The organism is Priestia megaterium NBRC 15308 = ATCC 14581 (assembly GCF_000832985.1).
Lineage (GTDB): Bacteria > Bacillota > Bacilli > Bacillales > Bacillaceae_H > Priestia > Priestia megaterium.
The window spans coordinates 18,227-38,685 of the sequence record NZ_CP009921.1; the positions used below are offsets into that span (position 1 = coordinate 18,227).

24 protein-coding genes, 1 pseudogene and 1 riboswitch are annotated in these 20,459 nt (G+C 34.1%); of the genes and pseudogenes, 12 read left to right on the forward strand and 13 right to left on the reverse strand.

Features of this window, described 5'->3' with window-relative positions:
- Nucleotides 1-302: 302 nt before the first annotated feature.
- The 4 genes and pseudogenes from BG04_RS30120 (at nucleotide 303) to BG04_RS27575 (ending at nucleotide 5,649) form a co-directional block, all read left to right on the forward strand.
- Nucleotides 303-1,423, forward strand: a pseudogene (locus tag BG04_RS30120) (IS3 family transposase).
- A 34-nt stretch (nucleotides 1,424-1,457) separates the two neighbouring features.
- Complete coding sequence (locus BG04_RS27565) at nucleotides 1,458-2,327, forward strand: cytochrome P450 (RefSeq protein ID WP_305954819.1); 870 nt, start codon at nucleotides 1,458-1,460, stop codon at nucleotides 2,325-2,327.
- 98 nt (nucleotides 2,328-2,425) lie between these two features.
- Nucleotides 2,426-3,733 carry an ISL3 family transposase gene (locus BG04_RS27570; protein WP_136461703.1) on the forward strand — a complete coding sequence of 436 codons (1,308 nt, stop codon included), beginning with the start codon at nucleotides 2,426-2,428 and terminating at the stop codon, nucleotides 3,731-3,733.
- 446 nt (nucleotides 3,734-4,179) lie between these two features.
- A complete protein-coding gene (locus BG04_RS27575) occupies nucleotides 4,180-5,649 on the forward strand; it encodes an ISL3 family transposase (RefSeq protein ID WP_230586604.1) in 1,470 nt (489 codons plus the stop codon).
- A 162-nt stretch (nucleotides 5,650-5,811) separates the two neighbouring features.
- Here BG04_RS27575 and BG04_RS27580 read toward each other — a convergent pair whose 3' ends face one another.
- The 4 genes from BG04_RS27580 to BG04_RS27595 all read right to left on the reverse strand — a co-directional run bounded on the left by BG04_RS27580 (nucleotide 5,812) and on the right by BG04_RS27595 (nucleotide 8,226).
- Nucleotides 5,812-6,249 carry an Hsp20/alpha crystallin family protein gene (locus BG04_RS27580; RefSeq protein ID WP_034655810.1) on the reverse strand — a complete coding sequence of 146 codons (438 nt, stop codon included), beginning with the start codon at nucleotides 6,247-6,249 and terminating at the stop codon, nucleotides 5,812-5,814.
- A gap of 339 nt (nucleotides 6,250-6,588) precedes the next feature.
- Nucleotides 6,589-6,942 (reverse strand): DoxX family protein, encoded by a 354-nt coding sequence (locus tag BG04_RS27585; protein ID WP_034655812.1) that lies wholly within the window; start codon nucleotides 6,940-6,942, stop codon nucleotides 6,589-6,591.
- Between the two features lie 29 nt (nucleotides 6,943-6,971).
- Nucleotides 6,972-7,424 (reverse strand): MarR family winged helix-turn-helix transcriptional regulator, encoded by a 453-nt coding sequence (locus BG04_RS27590; protein ID WP_034655815.1) that lies wholly within the window; start codon nucleotides 7,422-7,424, stop codon nucleotides 6,972-6,974.
- Between the two features lie 40 nt (nucleotides 7,425-7,464).
- A complete protein-coding gene (locus BG04_RS27595) occupies nucleotides 7,465-8,226 on the reverse strand; it encodes a pirin family protein (protein WP_034655818.1) in 762 nt (253 codons plus the stop codon).
- Between the two features lie 435 nt (nucleotides 8,227-8,661).
- Nucleotides 8,662-8,746, forward strand: a riboswitch (cyclic di-GMP riboswitch).
- Between the two features lie 16 nt (nucleotides 8,747-8,762).
- On the opposite strand from BG04_RS27595, the gene BG04_RS30125 reads away from it, so the two are divergent.
- The gene (locus tag BG04_RS30125; RefSeq protein ID WP_080743138.1) at nucleotides 8,763-8,897 is read left to right on the forward strand and encodes an anti-repressor SinI family protein; all 135 of its coding nucleotides are present in this window, start codon (nucleotides 8,763-8,765) and stop codon (nucleotides 8,895-8,897) included.
- A 58-nt stretch (nucleotides 8,898-8,955) separates the two neighbouring features.
- On the opposite strand, the gene BG04_RS30130 is transcribed toward BG04_RS30125, so the two are convergent.
- A complete protein-coding gene (locus BG04_RS30130; protein WP_234943553.1) occupies nucleotides 8,956-9,072 on the reverse strand; it encodes an anti-repressor SinI family protein in 117 nt (38 codons plus the stop codon).
- Between the two features lie 208 nt (nucleotides 9,073-9,280).
- The gene (locus BG04_RS27600) at nucleotides 9,281-9,826 is read right to left on the reverse strand and encodes a recombinase family protein (protein ID WP_034655821.1); all 546 of its coding nucleotides are present in this window, start codon (nucleotides 9,824-9,826) and stop codon (nucleotides 9,281-9,283) included.
- A gap of 978 nt (nucleotides 9,827-10,804) precedes the next feature.
- Between BG04_RS27600 and BG04_RS30695 the strand changes: the two genes are divergently transcribed.
- Complete coding sequence (locus tag BG04_RS30695; protein WP_155276319.1) at nucleotides 10,805-10,978, forward strand: hypothetical protein; 174 nt, start codon at nucleotides 10,805-10,807, stop codon at nucleotides 10,976-10,978.
- A 117-nt stretch (nucleotides 10,979-11,095) separates the two neighbouring features.
- Here the strand turns inward: BG04_RS30695 and BG04_RS27605 are convergent, their stop codons facing one another.
- Both BG04_RS27605 and BG04_RS27610 read right to left on the reverse strand, forming a co-directional pair.
- The gene (locus BG04_RS27605) at nucleotides 11,096-11,455 is read right to left on the reverse strand and encodes a hypothetical protein (protein WP_034655823.1); all 360 of its coding nucleotides are present in this window, start codon (nucleotides 11,453-11,455) and stop codon (nucleotides 11,096-11,098) included.
- A gap of 267 nt (nucleotides 11,456-11,722) precedes the next feature.
- Nucleotides 11,723-12,196 carry a hypothetical protein gene (locus tag BG04_RS27610; RefSeq protein WP_034655826.1) on the reverse strand — a complete coding sequence of 158 codons (474 nt, stop codon included), beginning with the start codon at nucleotides 12,194-12,196 and terminating at the stop codon, nucleotides 11,723-11,725.
- 921 nt (nucleotides 12,197-13,117) lie between these two features.
- On the opposite strand from BG04_RS27610, the gene BG04_RS30135 reads away from it, so the two are divergent.
- The 4 genes from BG04_RS30135 (at nucleotide 13,118) to BG04_RS27625 (ending at nucleotide 15,117) form a co-directional block, all read left to right on the forward strand.
- Entirely contained in the window at nucleotides 13,118-13,291 is a 174-nt protein-coding gene (locus tag BG04_RS30135; protein WP_080743217.1) for a Fur-regulated basic protein FbpA, read from the forward strand.
- Nucleotides 13,292-13,335: 44 nt separating this feature from the next.
- The gene (locus tag BG04_RS27615) at nucleotides 13,336-13,518 is read left to right on the forward strand and encodes a YolD-like family protein (protein WP_034655829.1); all 183 of its coding nucleotides are present in this window, start codon (nucleotides 13,336-13,338) and stop codon (nucleotides 13,516-13,518) included.
- An 895-nt stretch (nucleotides 13,519-14,413) separates the two neighbouring features.
- Nucleotides 14,414-14,677, forward strand: a complete 264-nt coding sequence (locus BG04_RS27620; RefSeq protein WP_029325260.1) for a hypothetical protein — start codon at nucleotides 14,414-14,416, stop codon at nucleotides 14,675-14,677.
- Between the two features lie 167 nt (nucleotides 14,678-14,844).
- Nucleotides 14,845-15,117 carry a stage V sporulation protein S gene (locus BG04_RS27625; RefSeq protein ID WP_034655833.1) on the forward strand — a complete coding sequence of 91 codons (273 nt, stop codon included), beginning with the start codon at nucleotides 14,845-14,847 and terminating at the stop codon, nucleotides 15,115-15,117.
- A gap of 181 nt (nucleotides 15,118-15,298) precedes the next feature.
- Here the strand turns inward: BG04_RS27625 and BG04_RS27630 are convergent, their stop codons facing one another.
- The 5 genes from BG04_RS27630 to BG04_RS27650 all read right to left on the reverse strand — a co-directional run bounded on the left by BG04_RS27630 (nucleotide 15,299) and on the right by BG04_RS27650 (nucleotide 18,701).
- Complete coding sequence (locus tag BG04_RS27630; protein WP_029325262.1) at nucleotides 15,299-15,577, reverse strand: HU family DNA-binding protein; 279 nt, start codon at nucleotides 15,575-15,577, stop codon at nucleotides 15,299-15,301.
- A 742-nt stretch (nucleotides 15,578-16,319) separates the two neighbouring features.
- Nucleotides 16,320-16,772 (reverse strand): hypothetical protein, encoded by a 453-nt coding sequence (locus BG04_RS27635; protein ID WP_034655836.1) that lies wholly within the window; start codon nucleotides 16,770-16,772, stop codon nucleotides 16,320-16,322.
- Nucleotides 16,773-16,860: 88 nt separating this feature from the next.
- Nucleotides 16,861-17,607, reverse strand: coding sequence for a class I SAM-dependent methyltransferase (locus BG04_RS27640; protein ID WP_034655838.1), 747 nt, complete (start codon nucleotides 17,605-17,607; stop codon nucleotides 16,861-16,863).
- A gap of 119 nt (nucleotides 17,608-17,726) precedes the next feature.
- Entirely contained in the window at nucleotides 17,727-18,158 is a 432-nt protein-coding gene (locus BG04_RS27645) for a GNAT family N-acetyltransferase (protein WP_034655841.1), read from the reverse strand.
- 93 nt (nucleotides 18,159-18,251) lie between these two features.
- Entirely contained in the window at nucleotides 18,252-18,701 is a 450-nt protein-coding gene (locus tag BG04_RS27650; RefSeq protein WP_034655843.1) for a GNAT family N-acetyltransferase, read from the reverse strand.
- A gap of 311 nt (nucleotides 18,702-19,012) precedes the next feature.
- Here BG04_RS27650 and BG04_RS27655 point away from each other — a divergent pair, with 311 nt between their 5' ends.
- Nucleotides 19,013-19,555 carry an RNA polymerase sigma factor gene (locus BG04_RS27655; RefSeq protein WP_034655845.1) on the forward strand — a complete coding sequence of 181 codons (543 nt, stop codon included), beginning with the start codon at nucleotides 19,013-19,015 and terminating at the stop codon, nucleotides 19,553-19,555.
- On the forward strand, nucleotides 19,539-20,459 hold the full coding sequence (gene spoIIP / locus BG04_RS29160) for a stage II sporulation protein P (RefSeq protein ID WP_051975665.1): 921 nt from the start codon (nucleotides 19,539-19,541) through the stop codon (nucleotides 20,457-20,459). Before BG04_RS27655 ends, spoIIP begins: the two co-directional genes overlap by 17 nt.

Consider the following 20,459-nt stretch of genomic DNA (forward strand, 5'->3'; position numbering starts at 1 on the left):
CTAGTAATGGATAGGATCAAAGCTAATCCTAAGACTATCTTTGACTAGCCATACTACTTACTAAATAAAAAATTCCCCTTTTAACAGGGGAGCATAAGGTAGATAGACGGAGTTTTTTGTGCCTTGATTATTTTTTTCTATTCAACGCACTATTATTACTTATATTCAAAACTATGTTGTTTATTTCTTTTGATTAAAAGTTCCTTTATTAGAAATCTTCGCGAGTGGATAGGCTACACTCAGTTGGACAGAATTTTTAAGGTCAAGTAGACTACAGATAACATACTAAAGGAGCATCTACAATGACCAGAAGAGAACGTCGAACATTTACAGAGGAATTTAAACAACAGATGGTGCAGCTTTATCAGAACGGGAAGCCGAGAAATGAGATTATTCGTGAATATGACTTGACTCCTTCGTCTTTAGATAAGTGGGTGGAGCAAAGTCAAACATCTGGTTCGTTTAAAGAAAAAGATAACCTGACCGAGGAACAAAAAGAACTGATGGAGCTTCGCAAACGAAATAAACAATTAGAAATGGAGAATGATATTTTAAAGCAAGCCGCGCTGATACTAGGACGAAAGTAAAAGTGATTAAAAATAATCAGCACAAATACTCGATATCAGCAATGTGCAAAGTCCTAAAACTCCCAAGAAGTACGTATTATTATGAAGCGAAGGAGCGTCCGACCGAAGACGACGTTACCTCTGCCATCATAGATATTTTTCATGCCAATCGTCGGGTTTATGGGACACGCAAAATTAAGTATGAGTTAAAGAAACAAGGAAAAGTTGTCTCAAGACGTCGCATTAGTCGTATCATGAAAGAACAAGGGTTAGTTTCTATCTACACAGTAGCTCAGTTTAAACCACGCTCTACTGAACCCAACGAATCCGAACAAAAAAACGAATTGAACCGACGGTTCAAGTAAGAGAGAGTGTTGTCCGTTGTCGTCAGTGATCTCACATATGTAAGAGTGGATAAAAAATGGTCTTACATATGTGTATTTGTCGATCTCTTTAATCAAGAAATTATCGGTTATAGTGTAGGGCCTAATAAGGATGCCTTATTGGTTTATCGAGCATTTGCGTCCATAAAAGCGAATCTTCATCAAATTCGTCTCTTCCATACAGACCGAGGAAATGAGTTTAAAAACAACCTCATAGATAAAGCACTAGAGACATTTAAGATCGGACAATCGTTAAGCATGAAGGGTTGTCCATATGACAACGCGGTCGCTGAAGCGACCTTTAAAATCATTAAAACGGAATTTGTGAACGGGCGAAATTTCACTAGTCTAGAAGAATTAACAAGGGAATTACAGGACTATGTCCATTGGTTTAATCACTTGCGTATCCATGGAACACTTGAGTATATGAATCCTATTCAATACAAAATGAAACACCTTAAAAAAACTGTCTAGTTTAGTGTTGACATACCAAGAAGCACAGGAAATTATGTGCAGGACAGCCTGTCAATGGGCTGGTGTACCGATACAAGAAGGAAAAGTTAGGGAGCTGACAAAAGATTTGGGAGCGATGTTTGAATCGCCGGCTGCAATTGGTCCAAACCATTGGCTCGGGAGAAATACGCGAAATCGAGTGGGAAAGTGGATTGGAGAACTGATTGATGAGGTTCGTAATGGAAATATGAATGTCCCCACTAATATCATATTATACAGATTTACGCAGTATCGTGATTTAGAAGGGAATCTTCTGGACACCAATACTGCTGCCGTAGAAGTAATAAACATCTTGAGACCAATTGTAGCGATTGCTATCTTTATTAACTTTATTATGCTTTCATTACACCATTTCCCTGAGGAGAAGGGCAAACTTAAATCTAGAGATGAAGAGTATGCACAGATATTCATACAGGAAGTTCGTCGCTTTTATCCATTTTTCCCCTTTGTCACGGCATTGGTAAAAAAGGATTTCACTTGGAATAACTATAAATTTGAGGAAGGTACATTAACTTTGCTAGATCTTTACGGTACAAATCACGATCCTAAGATTTGGAACAATCCTGATATATTCAATCCTGACCGGTTTACAAAATGGGAAGGAAGCCCATTCAGTTTCATTCCACAGGGCGGTGGTGATTACTTTATGGGACATCGTTGTGCCGGTGAGTGGGTCACTCTTGAAGTCATGAAAGTGAGTCTTGATTATCTAGTAAATCGAATAGAGTATGAGATTCCTGACCAAGATTTAAATTTTAGCATGGTTGATATTCCATCTATTCCTCATAGTAAAATCGTTATTAAAAATGTTGTGACCGCCAAGGTTACGTGGCTCTTTCTCACTTTTGGTGAAGGTGCTTTATAGATGATATATTGAAATAAAAAGGAGCGAATTGCGACATGCCTTTTTCCTCTTTCACTAATATAGAATGCTTACGCGTTATAAAAGAAGATCAGTCTTATATGTATCTAGTAAAATCTAAAAGTTCTTCTTGCATATGTCCTTCTTGTCATACGCTATCTCACCGTATTCATAGTCGATATGTTAGGTCTCTTCAAGATGTGCCGGCGCATGGTAAATCAACTTATGTACAAATACAAACGCGTAAGTTTTTTTGCGATAAATGTAGTTGTCCACAGGCTATTTTTACAGAAAGATTTACATGGTTAGGAACCTATCAGCGAAAGACAAAGCGTTTACAAGAGATGTTGAAGTCAATCGTCTTATCTACGAGCTGTAAAGTAGCATCTCGGCTATCTAAGCACCTAGGTATTGTAACCGGTCATCACACACTTTTACGCCTTCTTCATAGATTGAAACTGCCTTCTTATGAACCGCCGGTTCATATTGGTATCGACGACTTTGCATTCAAGAAACGTTGTCGTTACGGTACGATTATTATTAATCAAGAAACCCGAAGACCCATGGCTATCTTAAATGGTAGAGATAAAGAAACAGTAGTAAAATGGCTCGAACAGCATCCAACGATTCAAATGGTGACTCGGGATGGTTCTTCCACATACGCTAAAGCTATTTCTCAAGCACTTCCTCATGCTTATCAGATTACGGACCGTTGGCATATACTGAAAGCGTTATTTACAGCAATTAAACAGACCTTACAACAATCTTTTCCTTCCACATGGAGAAAAACAGAATACAAGAATCATACATCTGAACCACTAATTATCCGCAAGACAGATATTCAACGCAACCTGTATGCGGAAAAGGTTTGGCAGCGTAGCTTAGAAGTAAAAGAGTGGAAAGTTAAAGGGAAATCGATCTCTTGGATTTCTCGTTACATGGATATCTCTCGCTCTACTTTAAATGAAGCCGTTTCAAGAATTCGCCATGAATACAGAGCCAGTGCTACAACTCATGCGATATCTAGAGATTCCTTACTATGGAAAATATGGAGTGAGAAGAATAGTGACTGGCTGAAGTCATTACCTTCGGTATGTTTAAAAGAGTTTCCTCTGATATCACAATTATTTGAAGTGACCCCTAGCTTTAAAGACATCGTCAGGAAACGTAGCACTCAAGGTATACCTGAATGGATTGAAACATATAAAACGTATTCATTCCCAGCTCTCAATACCTTTATAAGCTATATCGAAAAGGATTTACAAGGAGTAATGGCTGCTTGTGTTGACCCTTTAAGTAATGGGCTATCTGAAGGGCATATACATCGTGTAAAGATGTTAAAACGTATGATGTATGGTCGCGCAAGTGACGAATTATTGAAAAAGCGAGTGCTCATTCCATTATTATAGGTAGGATTGTTTTTCTGAAAAAACAACTTATATCTTTGACACACGGCGACGCCTGCCTTCACCAAAAGTGAGAAAGAGCCGGTTACGTGAACACTTTATGCTAAATAAGAGTTAACACTTTTCTGGAAAATAGAACGTGCTCATTGTCAATTGACATGGAGCCTCTACGTACTGATTTTTCAGAAAAATTCCGTCATAACAAGGGTTATACTGCCTACATAAGGCTATCATGTACGCCTCTCCATATAAAGTGCACGTCTTTAACTGGAAAAAAAGTGTTCACACTAAATGAGCAAAATTTGTTCACTTTTATGGCTCTTTCTCACTTTTGGTGAAGGTGCTTTATAGATGATATAGTGAAATAAAAAGGAGCGAATCTCAACATGCCTTTTTCTTCTTTCACTAATATAGAATGCTTACGAGTTATACAAGAAGATCAATCTTATATGTATCTAGTAAAATCTAAACATTCCTCTTGTATATGTCCGTCTTGTCATACTCTATCTCACCGTATTCATAGCCAATATGTTCGATCCCTTCAGGATGTACCGGCGTATGGTAAAACAACATATATAAAGATACAAACACGTAAGTTTTTTTGCGATGACTGTAGTTGCCCACAAGCTATTTTTACAGAAAGATTTACGTGGTTAGGGACCTATCAACGCAAAACCAAACGTTTACAAGAGATGTTAAAGTCAATCGCACTATCTACGAGCTGCAAAGTAGCATCTCGGCTGTCTAAGCATCTAGGTATTGTAACCAGTCATCATACGCTTTTACGCCTGCTTCATAAATTGAAGCTGCCTTCTTATGAACCGCCGGTTCATATTGGGATTGATGACTTTGCATTTAAGAAGCGTTGTCGTTACGGTACGATTATTATCAATCAAGAAACCCGAAGACCCATCGCTATTTTAAATGGGAGAGATAAAGAAACAGTCGTAAAATGGCTCGAACAGCATCCAACGATTCAAACGGTGACTCGTGATGGTTCTTTCACATACGCTAAGGCTATCTCTCAAGCGCTGCCTCATGCTTATCAGATTACGGACCGTTGGCATATTCTGAAAGGTTTATTTACAGCAATTCGAGAGACCTTACAACAATCTTTTCCATCTATATGGAGAAAAACAGAATATAAAAATCCTACAACAGAACCACTTATTATCCGCAAGACAGATGTTCAACGCCATCAGTATGCTGAGCAAGTTTGGCAACGCGCCTTAGAAGTGAAAGAGTGGAAAGAAAAAGGGAAATCCATTGCTTGGATTTCGCGTCAAATGCATATTTCACGTAATACGGTCTATAAAGATTTAAGACGCAAGAAAAAAGAGCCTATTAGTCGTGTAAGACTATTAGATCCATTCCTAAATCAATTACGTCAATGGAACCTATCTGGGTGGACGACGAGTCGTATGGAGGCAGAACTTAAAAAGATAGGCTATACAGGATGTCGCTCTACTTTAAATGAAGCCGTTTCGAGAATTCGTCATGAATATAGAGCCAGTGCCACAACGCATTCTTTGTCTAGAGCTTCCCTACTGTGGAAAATATGGAGTGAAAAGAATAGAAACTGGTTAGATTCATTACCTTCGGCATGTTTAAAAGAGTTTCCATTAATACCACAATTATTTGAAGTGACACGTAAATTTAGAAACATCGTGAGTAAACGTAGTAATCAAGGCATACCTGGTTGGATTGAAACATGTAAAATGTATTCGTTTCCAGCTCTCGATACCTTTATAACCTATATAGAAAAAGATTTACAAGGGGTAATGGCTGCTTGTGTTGATCCTTTAAGTAATGGGCTATCTGAAGGACATATACATCGTGTGAAGATGTTAAAACGTATGATGTATGGTCGGGCAAGTGATGAGCTGTTGAAAAAACGAGTGCTCATACCATTATTATAGGTAGAGTTGTTTTTCTGAAAAAATAATGCATGTCTTTGACATATAGCGACGTTTACCTTCACCAAAAGTGAGAAAGAGCCACTTTTATTTAGCAGTCACAAATGTTTAAAAAACGCTTTAATTTAATAAAAAGAGGAGCCACTTTTGGCTCCTTTTACTTTTTTAATGAAAGTCCACATCAATTTTTTTTGTTTCATCTTTTGCTAATTTAGGCATTCTAACTTCTAGAACTCCATTTTTATAAGATGCTTTTGTCCCTTCGTTAGAGACAGAACTTGGAAGATGCACAGAACGATGAAAACGGCCTAAAAAACGTTCTTTTCGATGCATATTTTCCTCTTTGACTTCATTTGTTCGAGTGGTAGATCCACTAATACTTAGTGTATTGTTTTCCACTGTAACATTGACATCTTCTTTACTTTGCAGCCCTGGAATATCACAAGTAACCACAACTTCATTCTCTGTTTCATGGACATCTACTCGAATTTCTCCAAAATTTGTTTCTGTCCCCAGAGTGGAAGGGAAATCAGAAAAGAAGCGTTCAAAATCTTTTCTCATATTAGATAGTTGTCTAAATGGATCATATGGTACAAGTGCCATTGATACATCCTCCTTCTTTCTTAGCATGAGATTAGTATGGCTCCTGTTTAGAGAAGTTATTCAAGTTCATGTAGGGGTACCGCCAGCAAAACGCATATTTACAACGTTAAGAAAACTATTGAAAAGTTCAATTTCTCAGCATAAAATTAAGAAATTAGATTTTTGTTACTCTATAAACACGCTCCATTCTTAAATAAGGGCTAATTTCCCCATGATAAAAAAAGCTAATCGAACATTGTCGATTAGCTCTATTTTTTAGTATTGATTCGCTTTTTTAACCATTTTGCAACTGTAACTATACGTTTAATTACAACAATAAATATGTCTGTTTCATATTTATTATTCAACTTTCCTTATTCTAATCAAAACAAAGAGACTTAGGGCAAAGAAGATTAAGGCAGGCATCATTACATTTATACCTTGACCAGCTTTAAAATGTGAAAATACAGCGCCAGCCATCAGTAAAGTAAGTCCCCCAGAAGCTAATAAAGCAATTCTTGACTTCCAGAAACCAACCAAAAGTCCAATAGCCCCTACAATTTCACAAATACCTACAAAATACATCAATCCTAATGGATAACCAAAACCTTCAAATGTGTGAACTTGCATAGGATTTCCTGTAAGTTTCATTGTACCAAAAGCGAAAAAGCCAACTACAAGTAATCCTTGAATAATACGTAAAACCCATTTCATTTATCATTTCTCCTCTTAATCTTTGTCTTTTATTTTTGTAAACTTTGTGCACCAATTCCTATTTTCTTTAATAAACCTACCAGTTGTTCTTTCTCTTCATTGCTTACAAATGAAAAATTTTCTGAGATTGTTGTAACGTGCTGGGCAAACATTTCACTAAACAAAACTTCTCCGTTTTCAGTCAAAGTGACATTAAACGCCCTCTTATCGTTTGGATTTGGTTTTCTTTCTACAAGTCCCTGCTTTTCAAGCTTATTCACGACGTAAGTAATGCTTCCACTTGGAATAGATAGCGTTTCACTGATTTTTTGAATAGGATGAGCACCTTTGTTATAAAGCAATTCAAGTACCATAAAATTTTCAGGGCTGATACTATAACTTTCTATATCCTTCCGAATATTTTCAAATACAGCCTTATTTGCTTTCATCCAGATTCGAAATAGCCTTAAATCTAATTGGCTCTTCTCTTGTTTATAATCCATGCAATTTACACCTCTTTGAAGTTGGAATCAAAAACAGAAACTATCTATCTTTTGGATACAATGGATACTCGACTTGAGTTGGAATTTCTATAAACACAATGCGAAGACTATCTCCCTTAGGCTTGATTGTAATGGTTTCAGTTTTCTCAGATTGAATAATAATAAAATCTTTTTTATCAAAAGAGAGCTCTTGCTGCACAATCTTGCCTCCATCACCTCTTATAGCTAGTCCTGCAATGGTTCGATTTGGAGTAAGTGTAAGCTGATAACTTGAGCTATTAGAAATTTCTATATCGTACATAAAGGCATCTGTTATCAGATTAATTGGCGAATCAGTTCCAAGTATAGTTTTAATGGTTACACCCTCTCCTTGAATGACAGGAAATTCCTCGTTTTTATATTTTGAATAGTTTGGTGTACGCTTGATTGCATCATTTAAATATGGTTCAAGCCATATTTGAAACATTTCTGCAGGGCCATCTGATCCTTCAGCATGCCACATGCCTGACCCTGTTTGCATAAGTTGTACACCTCCAGCGTCAACCTCGCTTTGGTTTCCTAGTGAATCTTTATGAAAACCTTTACCTGACAGGATATAGGTTAAAATTTCAAACCCTTGATGAGGGTGTTCGCCAATTCCACCTGCTCCTTTTGCTTGCCCCCATGCCCAGTAGAATAAAGGACCAAGTCGACTGATAACAGATCCTTCACCAGAAAACCCAATGGGTTTTTGTTCTATAATCTTGCCACCATCAAATTCACCTTTTGCCTGTTCACTTGTATGAATGATTTTGACTTCCATTATTGTTCCTCCTATAAGTTAAATGAATGAATTAAAATTGAAACCTAACATTTCAAAAATATTAACAAATATAATGGTATGATTATTAGCTGTTTTTGAAATTATCGCATTTACCCTAACATTAGGATAAATCCGTGTCAACAAAAATATTCCCTATTTTTGATGGAGTGTCTACTGTCAAAAAGCACACCTTTTTATACGGTAAAAAAACGAATGATAAAACCTCTATTTAATCTAAAAAACAAGCCTTGTTAGACTTATTAAAAATACAAGGCCTTATTGTACGCTTGGTTTACGTCTCTTCCTAGCTGATAACTCTCAGCATTATTTTTGGAGTTAGAAATAGTTGTTTAATTCAGAAAATAATTATAGGAATACTCATTTCGGCATACTTCGACATCCATTATGTAGTAATATTTTATATAAATATACACATTCAGATAAAGGCAAACTAGTTGAAAAGCTAGGACGCAAAGCTACAGGTCTAAAGTCAATTGACTATGACAGCTGAGCCTCCTGAAAATCTGGAGGAATTTATGTTTATGGACAGTAAAAAAGAAGTAATAACGTCACATTTAGACCAAGAATGGATTAGACTTATCCAAGAGGCTAAGGAAGTAGGGTTATCGGTTAAAGAAGTAAAAGCATTCTTAGATAATAAACAAACCTAGTGATAATAAAAAACATTAGATAGGCACGCTATCTAATGTTTTTTATTACCGTGTTATCTTAAGATTTTGCTTCTAGAAACTGTTTAAATTCTTCTTTACTCACATTTGAATTCATTGCATCTTTTACTAGTTTCATCCACTCTTCTGGCAGAACTGCTATAGACTTTTTCATCATAGTACCTCCTTACATAAATACTTTTTATCATTTACCGTTTGTTTTAAGCTTAATACTCTATTTTATAGTGACCATCCACTATATTACAACTAAATAGTTAATCCTCTTTACTTTAATCGACTATAGATAGCTGTTTATGTAGTGAAAAATAAAATTCTTTCTACTATTCTCCCGTAGACACCGCATTTTTTAGTTTCTGATATTCTTTTCACCGGCGATAAAAAGTAGCTTCACTTATATTTGTGATTTTACAGATTTCCTTTACAGGCTTATTAGTGGTTTCATGTAGTTCGATAGCATGCCTTACTCCATCATGCTTTAACGTAAATTTCTGTTTCTTTCCTTTATATATACCTTTTCTTTTTGCAATGGCAATTCCAGCTTGTTGCTTTTCTTTAATCATTGTCCGATCAAGCTCACTAAATGCTGACATAACTGTTAAGATGAATTTTCCTGAAGGTGTTCGTGTATCGATACCTAAATTTAAAATCACTAAATGAATACCTCGTGCCTCTAATTCTTCAATAAGTTCCAATAATTGTTTCGTATTTCTTCCTAGACGATCCATTCTTGTCACCATCAACGTGTCACCTTTTACTAATTGATCAAGCAATTGTGTTAATTCTTCTTTTTGATGGTGAATACCAGATACTTTTTCTTGTACAATTCGATCGACGTTTGCCTCTCTCAATTGTTCAATCTGCGAATCTAAAAGTTGATCAAAGGCTGAAACACGTGCATACCCAAAAATCATAAAAAACCTCCTCAAAATCAATAATTAAAAGACAAGTCTATATGATAGTTAAATTATACAGTAAAATCAACCCTCTCCTCAACTATCATTTAGGCATACTCTATTGATTGATTAATTAATAACTAATTATCTCTTTATATTGAGGAATATTCGTATTAACACAAAATTATTGATGTTCCCGAGTACAATAAAATAAATGACTTCAAGTTTTACTTTAAAGCGTTAAATTGTTACCATGTTATTAGACAATCTTTTCTTATTGTTATTCCTTAGCCAAAAAAGCACAAACCATATATAGTGGTTTGTGCTTTTTTAACTTTATAGGCCATTTTATAAACTTTATATTTAAATTCGTTGTCCATCTAATTTATTCGTATGCAAAAAAGAACCCTTAAAGTAGAACGGGGACTGACCGGTTCTACTAAGGATTCTTTTTCCGGAGTATGCAGCTTTTTATACATCTTTATTATGCTAACGGCTTCTTCATAGGTGTATGAAAGATCCATGTATAAGAAGGGCACCATTTATCATATGTTTGTATGGTGAAAAATAGTCTTTACGAGTAAAACATGTTACGATTTACTTGCGGTTATATTTTGGTACTTTATAATTGTCAATCCTGATAAAAACTACCTCGCTTGTTGGAGCATTCTGTATCGAGGTAGTTTTTATTGTATTATCCATTTCAATTATCTCTATATTTTTTAGTCTTCAAGATGTTCGTAGTGGCCCAACTTATAACTCCACCTACTAGCACGCCTCCACTAAGAGCTAAAAGATGATAGATATAGTCCCCAAAATACATACAAACTTCACCTCTACATTTTCAGTGAACTTAATTATATCTATCCTACTACTTTTTCAGTGAAATAATTGTAGTAATTTGGATAACAACGAATAGTTAGTCATTTTTTCCTAAGGGTATATATAAAATATATTGTATTGTTATAAACTGCTTGTGAGAAAAGAGGGCTGTTTATGCTAGATAAATATGAAGTGCTATTATTTACGAGGGATCTTTCAAATTTAACTAAAGATTATCCTACCTGTACAGATCCTTTAACGAAAGAAAGAATGTATCAGCAAATAGAACTGCTACGTGAGGTTCTTCGCTTACACGATCATAGTGAATTCAAATCATCTTTACAGTGATTTTTTATTTAATAAAAGGTGCCTGCCAACTAGCACTCTTTACTAGTTTAGTCTAAAAGACCCTCTAATAAGGTAGAGGGTCTTTTTAATCATCAATAGTTGTATCCATAAGATGTATTACTGTTCTTTAAGATAAGTAAAATAATCTTCTAAAGCTTGCAATGAAAGGGATTCTTTGTAATCGAACTTGTTATCTTCATCTGCTATTTCATAATGAGACCAAGGAATGGCTTGATATACTTCATTTATGAAATCTTTAGATCCTGCTAGTACAATCTTAGCTGTACCAGGCTGGGTAACAGCGAGATAAGCTAGGCCACTTTTTTGACTAAGAGTTTGGAAAACTGTGTATCTTTCTTCAGTTGCTAAGTCAGCCAACTTAGCAGGATAGTAGACAACATCATTACACGGCGTAGGTAAAGCAACAAATTCTTTTGCGAGCGTAGATTGAGTTACATCTTTTGTTATGATTTTCATCACCTTTTCTATATTAGATTTAGCTTATGATTCTTTATACTATCATCTATTTAGTATTTGTAAAAATAATATAGATACCATCTATGTAATGATTACTCGTATAGTAGGGACTTCTACAGCCTCAGGCACCCGTCACAAAAACAAGCATGTTTGTGATAGTACATGGTAAAAACTTATATAACAAGAAGAGCCTTTACCATCAAGGTGAAGGATCTTCTTATTATTTGCTCTAATAGATTCTTTTAAGATCTTCATCTTTATATTAAATTAAGGTCTATGAAAATTGACGGTTTTCTCGTCATCTCCTGTGCGTTCAAACCATCCTCTAAAGGCCCAGTTATCATAGCCTCCATCACCTTCATTAATAAATGTTCCTTCTTCAAATATCCAGACTCCATACGTAATACCATCGTAATCTACTGTATCAAAATATTGTACACCTTGTAATTGATCTGAATTATAACCTTGACTCAAATTCATCACCATTACATTATATTGCTGACCCGATTCAAAGAATGCTTTTTCCATCGCTCCCTTGACGAATCCACTTCGGTTATCAGCTGATTTTTTTACGTCATCAATAGCCTGTCCAATCGCTACAGGATCAACGGTGACTTCTCCTCCAACCTCTGCTGCTTGTGCAGAACCAGTATCATCTCCTAAAGACGGTAGAGTTAGGGGTGTCGCTAACACAGCTAACCCTAATGCAGAAGCCACAGCAGCTTGTTTCGCTTTTCTCATTCTATCTCCTCCTCATTTTTAGATGATCCTTAGAAAATTTACCCTATTAATCCAATGTTAAACAAAAATAAGGAAATGATAAGTAACGTACTGTACATGATTCATATCAAAATAAATATTCGTCCAAATTTTGTTTAGTTGGGTAGGAAGGCCCTCTCACGAGTGCCCTCCTACCTGACTAAAACGTTTTATGAGCTAAATCACTTCTAATACACATGTAATGATTCGTAGAAAAAAATAGAGTATTTTTCTACATGCGTTTAGAAAAATATTTCTCATTTTACTTTTTAATATCAAATAATGCTCCACAAATTCGGTATTTTATGACCATTCAGGAAGTTACAGCTTTATAAGCTGCCAAAAAACCTCAATAAAAGGGTTCTTTAGCATGATGTTTCAGATATTTTCTATCATGCAAATCGGTCTCTACTTCAAATCAACGAAAGATTTTGTGGAAATTTGCATTTATTTTTATTTGAAAAGAGTAAAATTATTTGATGATAATTTAGAATTTTTGTAAATTAATAGGAAGTTTTGTAGAAAGTATTTTATATACAGGAGAAAACTAACATAATGTATTTAATGTTAGTTTTTATAAGGAGTTTATTACAATGCATAATGAACACAATCTTTTGTTATTTAGAAGAGAAGTGAATCGCTTGAGAGAAGAATACAAGAATTGTGAAAAGGAACTGATTAAAAGTGAAATTCATAGGGATATTATATTATTGAGTGAGGCCATAAAAGTTGATTATAAAGTAAATAGGTAGGAAATATGCGTTCACTTATGTAATCAAATTTACTTATTTATTACACCATTTTAACTTCATTTTCATTTCCTTGTAACTGGCATGCTTTATAATGAATTAAAGTAGTTGGACAATCATACGAAAGACCATTTTGAATTTAGGCGGTGGGATAATGAGCGAACAGACCTATTCTGACATACAACGTAAAAAAAACTCGATTATAGATTCTTTAATCCATTTAGGAATCTATAAAAAAGGAAACAAACAGCTCTATGAATTAACATTACATGAGTTAGAAACAGAGTATCATATAGTTAATCCAGCAATCCAAGACCTATCTTTTTAAGCTTTTGCTAATCACAATTCATTCTTTAAGAGGAGGGTTAATCTATGTTTTTGAAAAAACTAGTCAAAAATGGTTTAATTACGGTTAATTATTATGAAAATGGGTCATTACAAACGTGTAAAGGCCGTGTTTATAACCTTAATCTCCATGAACAGACCCTGTCTTTAAAAGATGAAAAACAAAATATTTTCTTTATTCGTTTATCCGGTATTGAAGACATTTATTGATTTCCTTTATCTGATTTGAACTTAGTAAAGAATTTTCTCTGTTTTTATGATAAATGGTTACTTTATATGTATAAGAGATTTCTAGTTAGGGAGCCATAAAGATATAAAAGTGAAATGAAAAAGGAGGAGGAATGATGAGAGAAAACAAACAAATATAGCCTGATTTTATTGAGGAGGACCGATTTGAACTATGTTCGTACCTTACTTATTTATTTATTTAAACAATGTCACGATGAGAATCTAAGACAGTTAGAAGATGAAAATATGAAAGAATAAACCTATAAATAAAGCAAATTGGAAGGATAAGAAATGAAAATGAAAATAATGTAGGCGACCTTATGATTCTGATCTGAATGAATAGGTCGTCTATTGCTGTTATAAATCTTTTTATAGGGAGCGTCAAAAGAAAGCGTAATGTTAAATTTGAGGATTAATTTATGTAAACAGATTAAAGATTTACTAGAAGAAATAGAGCAGGGGAATTTAGTTTAAAAAGGAATATATATAAAATAAAACCTCCTAATTTTCTTTAAAGCTGGTAAGGAGAAAGTCTAATTATTAGTTTATCAATGATTTCTTTTTAGTCATCTTAATATGGTATTAGTGCAAAAATTATCAAATCAAGCTAATTAAATTGCTCATGGGATCAACAATCCTTTGCTACAGAGATAATTTTTCTCTTCCTCACTATCTTCTACGCGTATCCATACAAACTCCCGTTTTCTAATATAATACACTCATGTAACAGCTTCCACCTGCAATATTACGTAGTATTTTCATTATAGATAGTAGAGTGTTTTTTCTACACACAGTTAAAAAGTTTTTTCGTTCAGTTTATAGTAACTATGTGGTATCCGGTTTTTAACCGTCTGAATTTTTGAAGGAGGAATTCCTTGTGAATACAACTGTTAATGAATTGTATGATTTTGGAACAGTCGTAAAGAGGAAGCTATTAAATAATAATCTATATGCTCATTATTTGAGTGATGCCATGAGAAGAGGAAATCATTTTGATTTTTTATATTATTTTTTGACAGCAACTGTAGATAGTCGAACACCTATACCAGAACATGTCTCTACTGTTTTTTTGAAGGTTCTTAGCGATAAAACAAAGTTGAGTGATCTTACTCCATTTATCATGGGAATGGTCGGGAAATAAACAAAAGTTAAGAGCTGTATGTCTTAAATCCTTTAATTGAGGCACCCAACTAGGAATCGGTTTAATAGTTCGGTTTAATCGGGATATGAATATGATTTAAAGATACGTCAATTACATTCGTTCCAATGATCAAATAAATCGATTAAATAACAGGAGGAGCACTTTATATGGATACTATATTAAGAGTATCATCACTATCAAATCCAAATTCAGTTGCAGGTGCAATTACAGCCGTATTTAGAGAAAGAGGTAATGTAGAAATTCAAGTAATGGGAGCCGGCGCTTTAAATCAAGCGATTAAGGCCGTTGCGATTGCAAGGGGATTCGTAGCTCCTAGTGGTGTTGATTTGGTTGTTGTTCCTGGGTTTACAAATATTTTAATCGATAATGAAGAAAGAACAGGGATCAAATTAATTTTAAGCCCTAGAAAAAAACGATAGATTTGCGTTAAGTAAAAAGGGATTTTTAGCTTGTTATTGTCGATAATTGCTGTTATGTAAACTAAAAAAGCATAAAATATACATTTTTAAATGCAAAAAAACTACCCGAGGTAGTTTTTTGAGAACATACACCATAATAAAATTGGATTCGATGTTTCCATCTCTATAATTAATCTCCAATTTATAGCGATTTAATAGCTTCTTTTAATTCTTTTCCTGGCTTAAATGCAGGAACTTTTGAAGCTGGGATGGTCATTTCTTCACCTGTTTGAGGGTTGCGACCTGTACGTTCTGCACGTTCACGTACCTCAAATGTACCAAATCCAATTAATTGAATTTTTTCTTCTTTTGCGAGTGTATTAGAAATCGTTTCAAACAACGCATCTACAGCTTTTCTCGAATCTTGTTTCGTTAGTTCTGATTTTGTTGTAACTGCATCGATTAATTCAGCTTTATTCATGTTTAAGTACCTCATTTCTTACTGCACATATAGTGTGTATATGTAAAACATATCATAGTCTTTAGAAGATGTTCAAACATAAGCTCTTATTCTGATAGATTAAAGGGTCATCATTAAGATAAATGCTGAGATTTGCACTATGATGAAACGGACTCCGTTCAAGATGGATAATGAGTCATTCACTGCAAAATCCCTCACTATAATGTATATCAAGTTATAAAACTGGAAAGATTAATAACTGACTCGATTTTTGTTAAATAAGCATGTATCTTACTATTTAAGATACATGCTTATTTTATGACGAGTTTCTTCTATTTTATTTTCACTCTGTTTAAGGATTGAAGCATACAATTTGTCATGCTCCCACTGCTCCCCATTACGTTCTTCTTTGACACACGGTCCATTGCGAAATAAATCGCAGATGAATGTAGTCGTCATATTGTAGTCAGAAACACTACATTTGAAGATTATATTAGTCGAGGAGAACGTTGTGGTAAGTATATATGTTATAAAGAGAAAAATATACGGAAACTATATAACGTTAAGTAAATATTAAAGTACTTTAGCTAAAAAACCTTTAGTATTTACCTATTTTTGTAGAAAAACTTTGTATTTGTCGTCAGTAAGTGTAATTAATAAAACTAATAATTTTAATGAAGTGCTTTAGTATTTACTTAACAGAGAAAGTTCAATTAATAAAAAAACTCTCAAGTTAATACTCTAGAGTTTTTCTGTATATCAATTATTTCTTTAGGTTTTTGGAGAAACTATTAAATGAATCCGTAACATCTTTATTTACAGGGTACATAAAGTCATCCATACCATCATCTAAAGGAAGCACTCCGTCTTTCTTCAGCTTTGTAAAAAATTTCTGAAATCCTTGCTCAAATGAGAAAAGAAAATCCATAAGGTTAAATTTATATATATCCCTGCCGCCAGGTTTCCTTACTTCCTCAATTCTTATCACATTCGAATCCCTCACAAATAAATAATAATCAGCACTTCCATAATGCTCTAACTTAAATTTAGTCTTCTTATATGTATATAAAGCATTCAAGTCAGAAAAGAAATTACGCAATGTAATAGCAGCAAGTCCAATAGAAATAATCAAATTCTGATTCTTATCTGAAACAATAATCTCTCCATCTCCATCATCTAAATCAATCGTTACTGAACAACTAAGAGAACTTTTCATAAAGGCCCCCATTCTTAGCTTTATTTTAACAAAGCATTTGACTAACTGTTAAAAAAGCCCTTTAAATTACAAAAGGCTTTTACAATATTTATATCGATGTTCCACACTCATAGACATAAAATGAGATACCTTCTCCATAGCCATCTTTTACTTCATGAATAGTAAAGTTGTTAAATCCATTAGGGTTAAGGATACTTTCAAACTCTCCTGGGCCATAAAGTCGAAGGGGTAAATCCATCATCTCCACCTTTTTTATCTCGTCCCTTTGCAGTAATTCATATCTTATCTTAGTATTCAAAAGGCTCGTTCTTTTATCGTAGAAACTCTTTTTATAGACAATAACAGTTTCTTTATTGAAAGATACTCTATTCGTTTCAGTCCAATCTGAAAGTTCTTCAATTTCATTCTTTTTCTTTATAATAGTTAAAAGTAATTTACCATCGTCTTTTAAGACTGCTTTCATATTTCGAAGACTCTTAACAGCTACATCATCTGCTAACAGCGAAAAGGAACCGAAAGGTATTATAACAAGATCATACTTTTTGTTACTTTTAAAATCCTCAATGTTTTGATACCATACATTTGGTTTCAGATTGATTCTTTCAGATTTTTCTATACATGCTTTAAGCATATCTTTAGAAATATCGAACCCTTCAATATCAATTCCTTGTTGCATAAATGGAAGGAGCATTCTGCCGTTCCCACACATCGGTTCTAATACTTTCATATTTTCGTCTTTAACAAAGGAAAGATAAAACTCAAGTTCTTTTTTATTTGCAGAGGATTTATCACCCTCATACAATCTCGTACAAAGCTCTCCATAGTAATCATTCATTCTTATTTTCACCTCACATAGGTAGTCTTCCATACACTTATTAAACTTTCCTGCCCTATTATCTCTAGTCAACATAAATCATATTTTGGGCACTAAAAAACCTGAAACCTCAAGGTCTCTTATTGGTAGTTACTAACCTTCTTAAAAAACACGATTTCCATGTCTTCATCATCTAAATTATCAATGCATCCACTTCTAACATAATTCAGTGAATTAAAGACTTTTTGCATTTTTTTATTTGATTTATTTGTTGATGAAAAAATCTTATTAGTGGGACAAACATTTTCTACATACTTCATAAGCGTTTTTGCAATACCATGTCGTTGTAGTGTCGGGCGTACAATCACTAAATCTATAAACAAGTGGCCAAAGAAATATTTATGATACACTAGAAAACCGGCGATCTGATCTTCTATTTGTCCTAAAAAACATCTATTTTCTTTAATGGACTCCCTTAGCTTTGCTTCCCTTTCTCTGTTACCGATAACTTCAGAATCAATATATACCAGTTTCTCTAAATCATTAAGTGTTGCCATTCTTATCTGAACCATTTTATCTTCCCTAACCTTACAAGTTTGTGTAATTCCTATTATAGATACCTCACTTCTACACTTCCAATAATGGATTTTCTCAGTATTAATACCTTATAGATTTAGAGAATGCGTTGATTTTGAAACACTATTATCTTTTATAAACCCTAATGAAGTGTAGAACTTATCAGCATGTTCTGTGTCTGTGTAGAGAACTATACTCTCATAGTGCTCGCTAGCATCCTTTAATATCCTTGTTACTAATCTTTTACCAACACCTTTTCTTCGATGGTCCTTAGAAACATAAAATCTTCGCAAACGCCCAATTCGTTCATTCGTTGAGAAAGGATCTTTATTAATTCCGCCAATAGCAATTACTGAACCTTCTTGATTAAATACACCATATAAGATTTCTCCTGGCTTACTGAAGGTGTTGGTTCCATTTTTATAATCATTGATTAATCTCTCTAGAAAAAGAAAACCTTCCTTTTTACTTTCTATAATTAAGTTTGTTAAATCAATGTTTAACAAGTCTTTTACTCGCTTTAATTCAAATTGCTTCATAGCTTTTCCCTCCTAATTGATGGTATGTAAGAGTGTTAGTCTAGTTACCATAATTATAGTTATTAAAAATAAATAACAGACTACAAGTATACGTATCTATAATGTTGGACAGACTATTAAAGTATTCCCCCCTATTCCAATAAATTTGAAAATCCTTTGCTTTTGTAGCAAAGGGTTATTTTTTTGCTTCAAAAAGGTATTTTGCTCCTTCTATCTAAAACTACAAATAAACAAATTAAAATTTACTAAAAACTGTAACTTTTGCTCTCGTTCATGCGAATATAGGGTGCATGGAATAAGGAGGGAAATTGGTGAATCATTACTCAGATGAGGAGCAGCGTATTGCTCAAATTTATGATCGTTACTATTTAGACGTATATCGCTTTATTATGTGCTTTACAGGTCATAAGAGTGAAGCAGAGGACCTAACTCAAGAAACGTTTATTCAAGTATTAAAGTCTCTTCCTACCTACAATTCGTCTTATCCACTTAAATCTTGGGTCTTATCTATCGCTAAGCATGTCACAATTGATCAACATCGTCGAAGAAAGTTCTATCATTTATTTAAGGATTCTTACTTTCAGCAACTAATATCTTCAGAAAGATCGCCTTCCCAATGGATGGAGATAAAAACAGAAAGACAAATGGTGGAGAAAGCTTTACTTAAAGTGAAGCCTACCTATCGGGCAGTCTTTATTCTTCGTGCCATAAATGAACTATCCATTAAAGAGACAGCCGAAGTTTTAGGTTACTCAGAATCAAAGGTAAAAGTGACGTATCTTAGGGCCATAAAAAAACTACAAACGTTATTACACATCGAGTGGGAGGAATGGAAGCATGAGAGCACGAACTGAGCAAGAATGGATCCGTTTATTAAAAGAAAGTGACGAATTGAAACCAGATCAAGAATATATTCATCAAACAAGAAAAAAACTCCTTTATGAAGCAAGAAAGCTTCGTTCAAAGCGAGAGAAGAAGAAAGTATGGAGAATGCTTTGGCCTAGTATGATGGCAGTGGCTATTGCTGCTATTTTAGTCATAACCACTCTAAATCAAGTCAGTCCTCCTGTACAGCGATCTGCTAGTCATAATAGCTTGGGAACTGCGAGTAAAACTTCAGCGACAAATAAGGAAACTAAAGTATTTATTTATCAAACCCATAGCCAAGAGTCGTTTGAAATAAAAGAAGTTGCAGGATATAATTCAAAAAAGAATGTTCGAACAGTAGGTAAGAAATTAGGCACCTATTTAAATAAGGAATCTATACCCGCAGCAGTCAACACGACGGATTATGTGAAGCAATTGTTAAAGAAGGAGATGGAATACAAGGAGATATATGAACTTTCTCGAAACTCTGTAAAGGAAGCCATCAAAACATACCCAAATGTACAATTGTTATTAGACGTTCACCGAGATGGTGAAATAAAGAATAGGCAGTCTACTACAACCAAAGTAGATGGCAAAAATGTTGCAACAGTCTTGTTTATTATCTATAAAAATCAGCCCTATACAAGTGAGAACACAAAACTGGCTATCGAGTTAGATAAAGCATTAAATGAACTTTATCCTGGCGTATCTAGAGGAGTTGTTCAAAAAGATAAAGGAATAGCTAGCGTTCCCTCCTATAATCAGGATCTACATGGGGGATCAATTATGGTGAACATTGGAGGAGTAGAAAATACATTAAAGGAAGAAACACGTACAGCAAAAATGCTAGCAAAGGCTATTAAAGTCGTACTAGAGAAAAAAGCCGATTAA

Excerpts from the sequence above, each read along its gene's own strand:
- BG04_RS27595 (WP_034655818.1), bottom strand. The coding sequence starts at position 8,226 with ATGGAAGTCAAAATCATTCATACAAGTGAACAGGCAAAAGGTGAATTT.
- BG04_RS27640 (WP_034655838.1), bottom strand. The coding sequence starts at position 17,607 with ATGAATGATTACTATGGAGAGCTTTGTACGAGATTGTATGAGGGTGAT.
- BG04_RS30130 (WP_234943553.1), bottom strand. The coding sequence starts at position 9,072 with ATGATGAAAAAGTCTATAGCAGTTCTGCCAGAAGAGTGGATGAAACTA.
- BG04_RS27600 (WP_034655821.1), bottom strand. The coding sequence starts at position 9,826 with ATGATTTTTGGGTATGCACGTGTTTCAGCCTTTGATCAACTTTTAGAT.
- BG04_RS27625 (WP_034655833.1), top strand. The coding sequence starts at position 14,845 with ATGGATACTATATTAAGAGTATCATCACTATCAAATCCAAATTCAGTT.
- BG04_RS27645 (WP_034655841.1), bottom strand. The coding sequence starts at position 18,158 with ATGGTTCAGATAAGAATGGCAACACTTAATGATTTAGAGAAACTGGTA.
- BG04_RS27605 (WP_034655823.1), bottom strand. The coding sequence starts at position 11,455 with ATGAAAATCATAACAAAAGATGTAACTCAATCTACGCTCGCAAAAGAA.
- BG04_RS27615 (WP_034655829.1), top strand. The coding sequence starts at position 13,336 with ATGTTTTTGAAAAAACTAGTCAAAAATGGTTTAATTACGGTTAATTAT.
- BG04_RS27650 (WP_034655843.1), bottom strand. The coding sequence starts at position 18,701 with ATGAAGCAATTTGAATTAAAGCGAGTAAAAGACTTGTTAAACATTGAT.
- BG04_RS30125 (WP_080743138.1), top strand. The coding sequence starts at position 8,763 with ATGTTTATGGACAGTAAAAAAGAAGTAATAACGTCACATTTAGACCAA.
- BG04_RS30135 (WP_080743217.1), top strand. The coding sequence starts at position 13,118 with ATGAGCGAACAGACCTATTCTGACATACAACGTAAAAAAAACTCGATT.
- BG04_RS27630 (WP_029325262.1), bottom strand. The coding sequence starts at position 15,577 with ATGAATAAAGCTGAATTAATCGATGCAGTTACAACAAAATCAGAACTA.
- spoIIP (WP_051975665.1), top strand. The coding sequence starts at position 19,539 with ATGAGAGCACGAACTGAGCAAGAATGGATCCGTTTATTAAAAGAAAGT.
- BG04_RS27575 (WP_230586604.1), top strand. The coding sequence starts at position 4,180 with ATGTATCTAGTAAAATCTAAACATTCCTCTTGTATATGTCCGTCTTGT.
- BG04_RS27580 (WP_034655810.1), bottom strand. The coding sequence starts at position 6,249 with ATGGCACTTGTACCATATGATCCATTTAGACAACTATCTAATATGAGA.
- BG04_RS27570 (WP_136461703.1), top strand. The coding sequence starts at position 2,426 with ATGTATCTAGTAAAATCTAAAAGTTCTTCTTGCATATGTCCTTCTTGT.
- BG04_RS27585 (WP_034655812.1), bottom strand. The coding sequence starts at position 6,942 with ATGAAATGGGTTTTACGTATTATTCAAGGATTACTTGTAGTTGGCTTT.
- BG04_RS27635 (WP_034655836.1), bottom strand. The coding sequence starts at position 16,772 with ATGAAAAGTTCTCTTAGTTGTTCAGTAACGATTGATTTAGATGATGGA.
- BG04_RS27610 (WP_034655826.1), bottom strand. The coding sequence starts at position 12,196 with ATGAGAAAAGCGAAACAAGCTGCTGTGGCTTCTGCATTAGGGTTAGCT.
- BG04_RS27565 (WP_305954819.1), top strand. The coding sequence starts at position 1,458 with ATGTGCAGGACAGCCTGTCAATGGGCTGGTGTACCGATACAAGAAGGA.
- BG04_RS30695 (WP_155276319.1), top strand. The coding sequence starts at position 10,805 with ATGCTAGATAAATATGAAGTGCTATTATTTACGAGGGATCTTTCAAAT.
- BG04_RS27590 (WP_034655815.1), bottom strand. The coding sequence starts at position 7,424 with ATGGATTATAAACAAGAGAAGAGCCAATTAGATTTAAGGCTATTTCGA.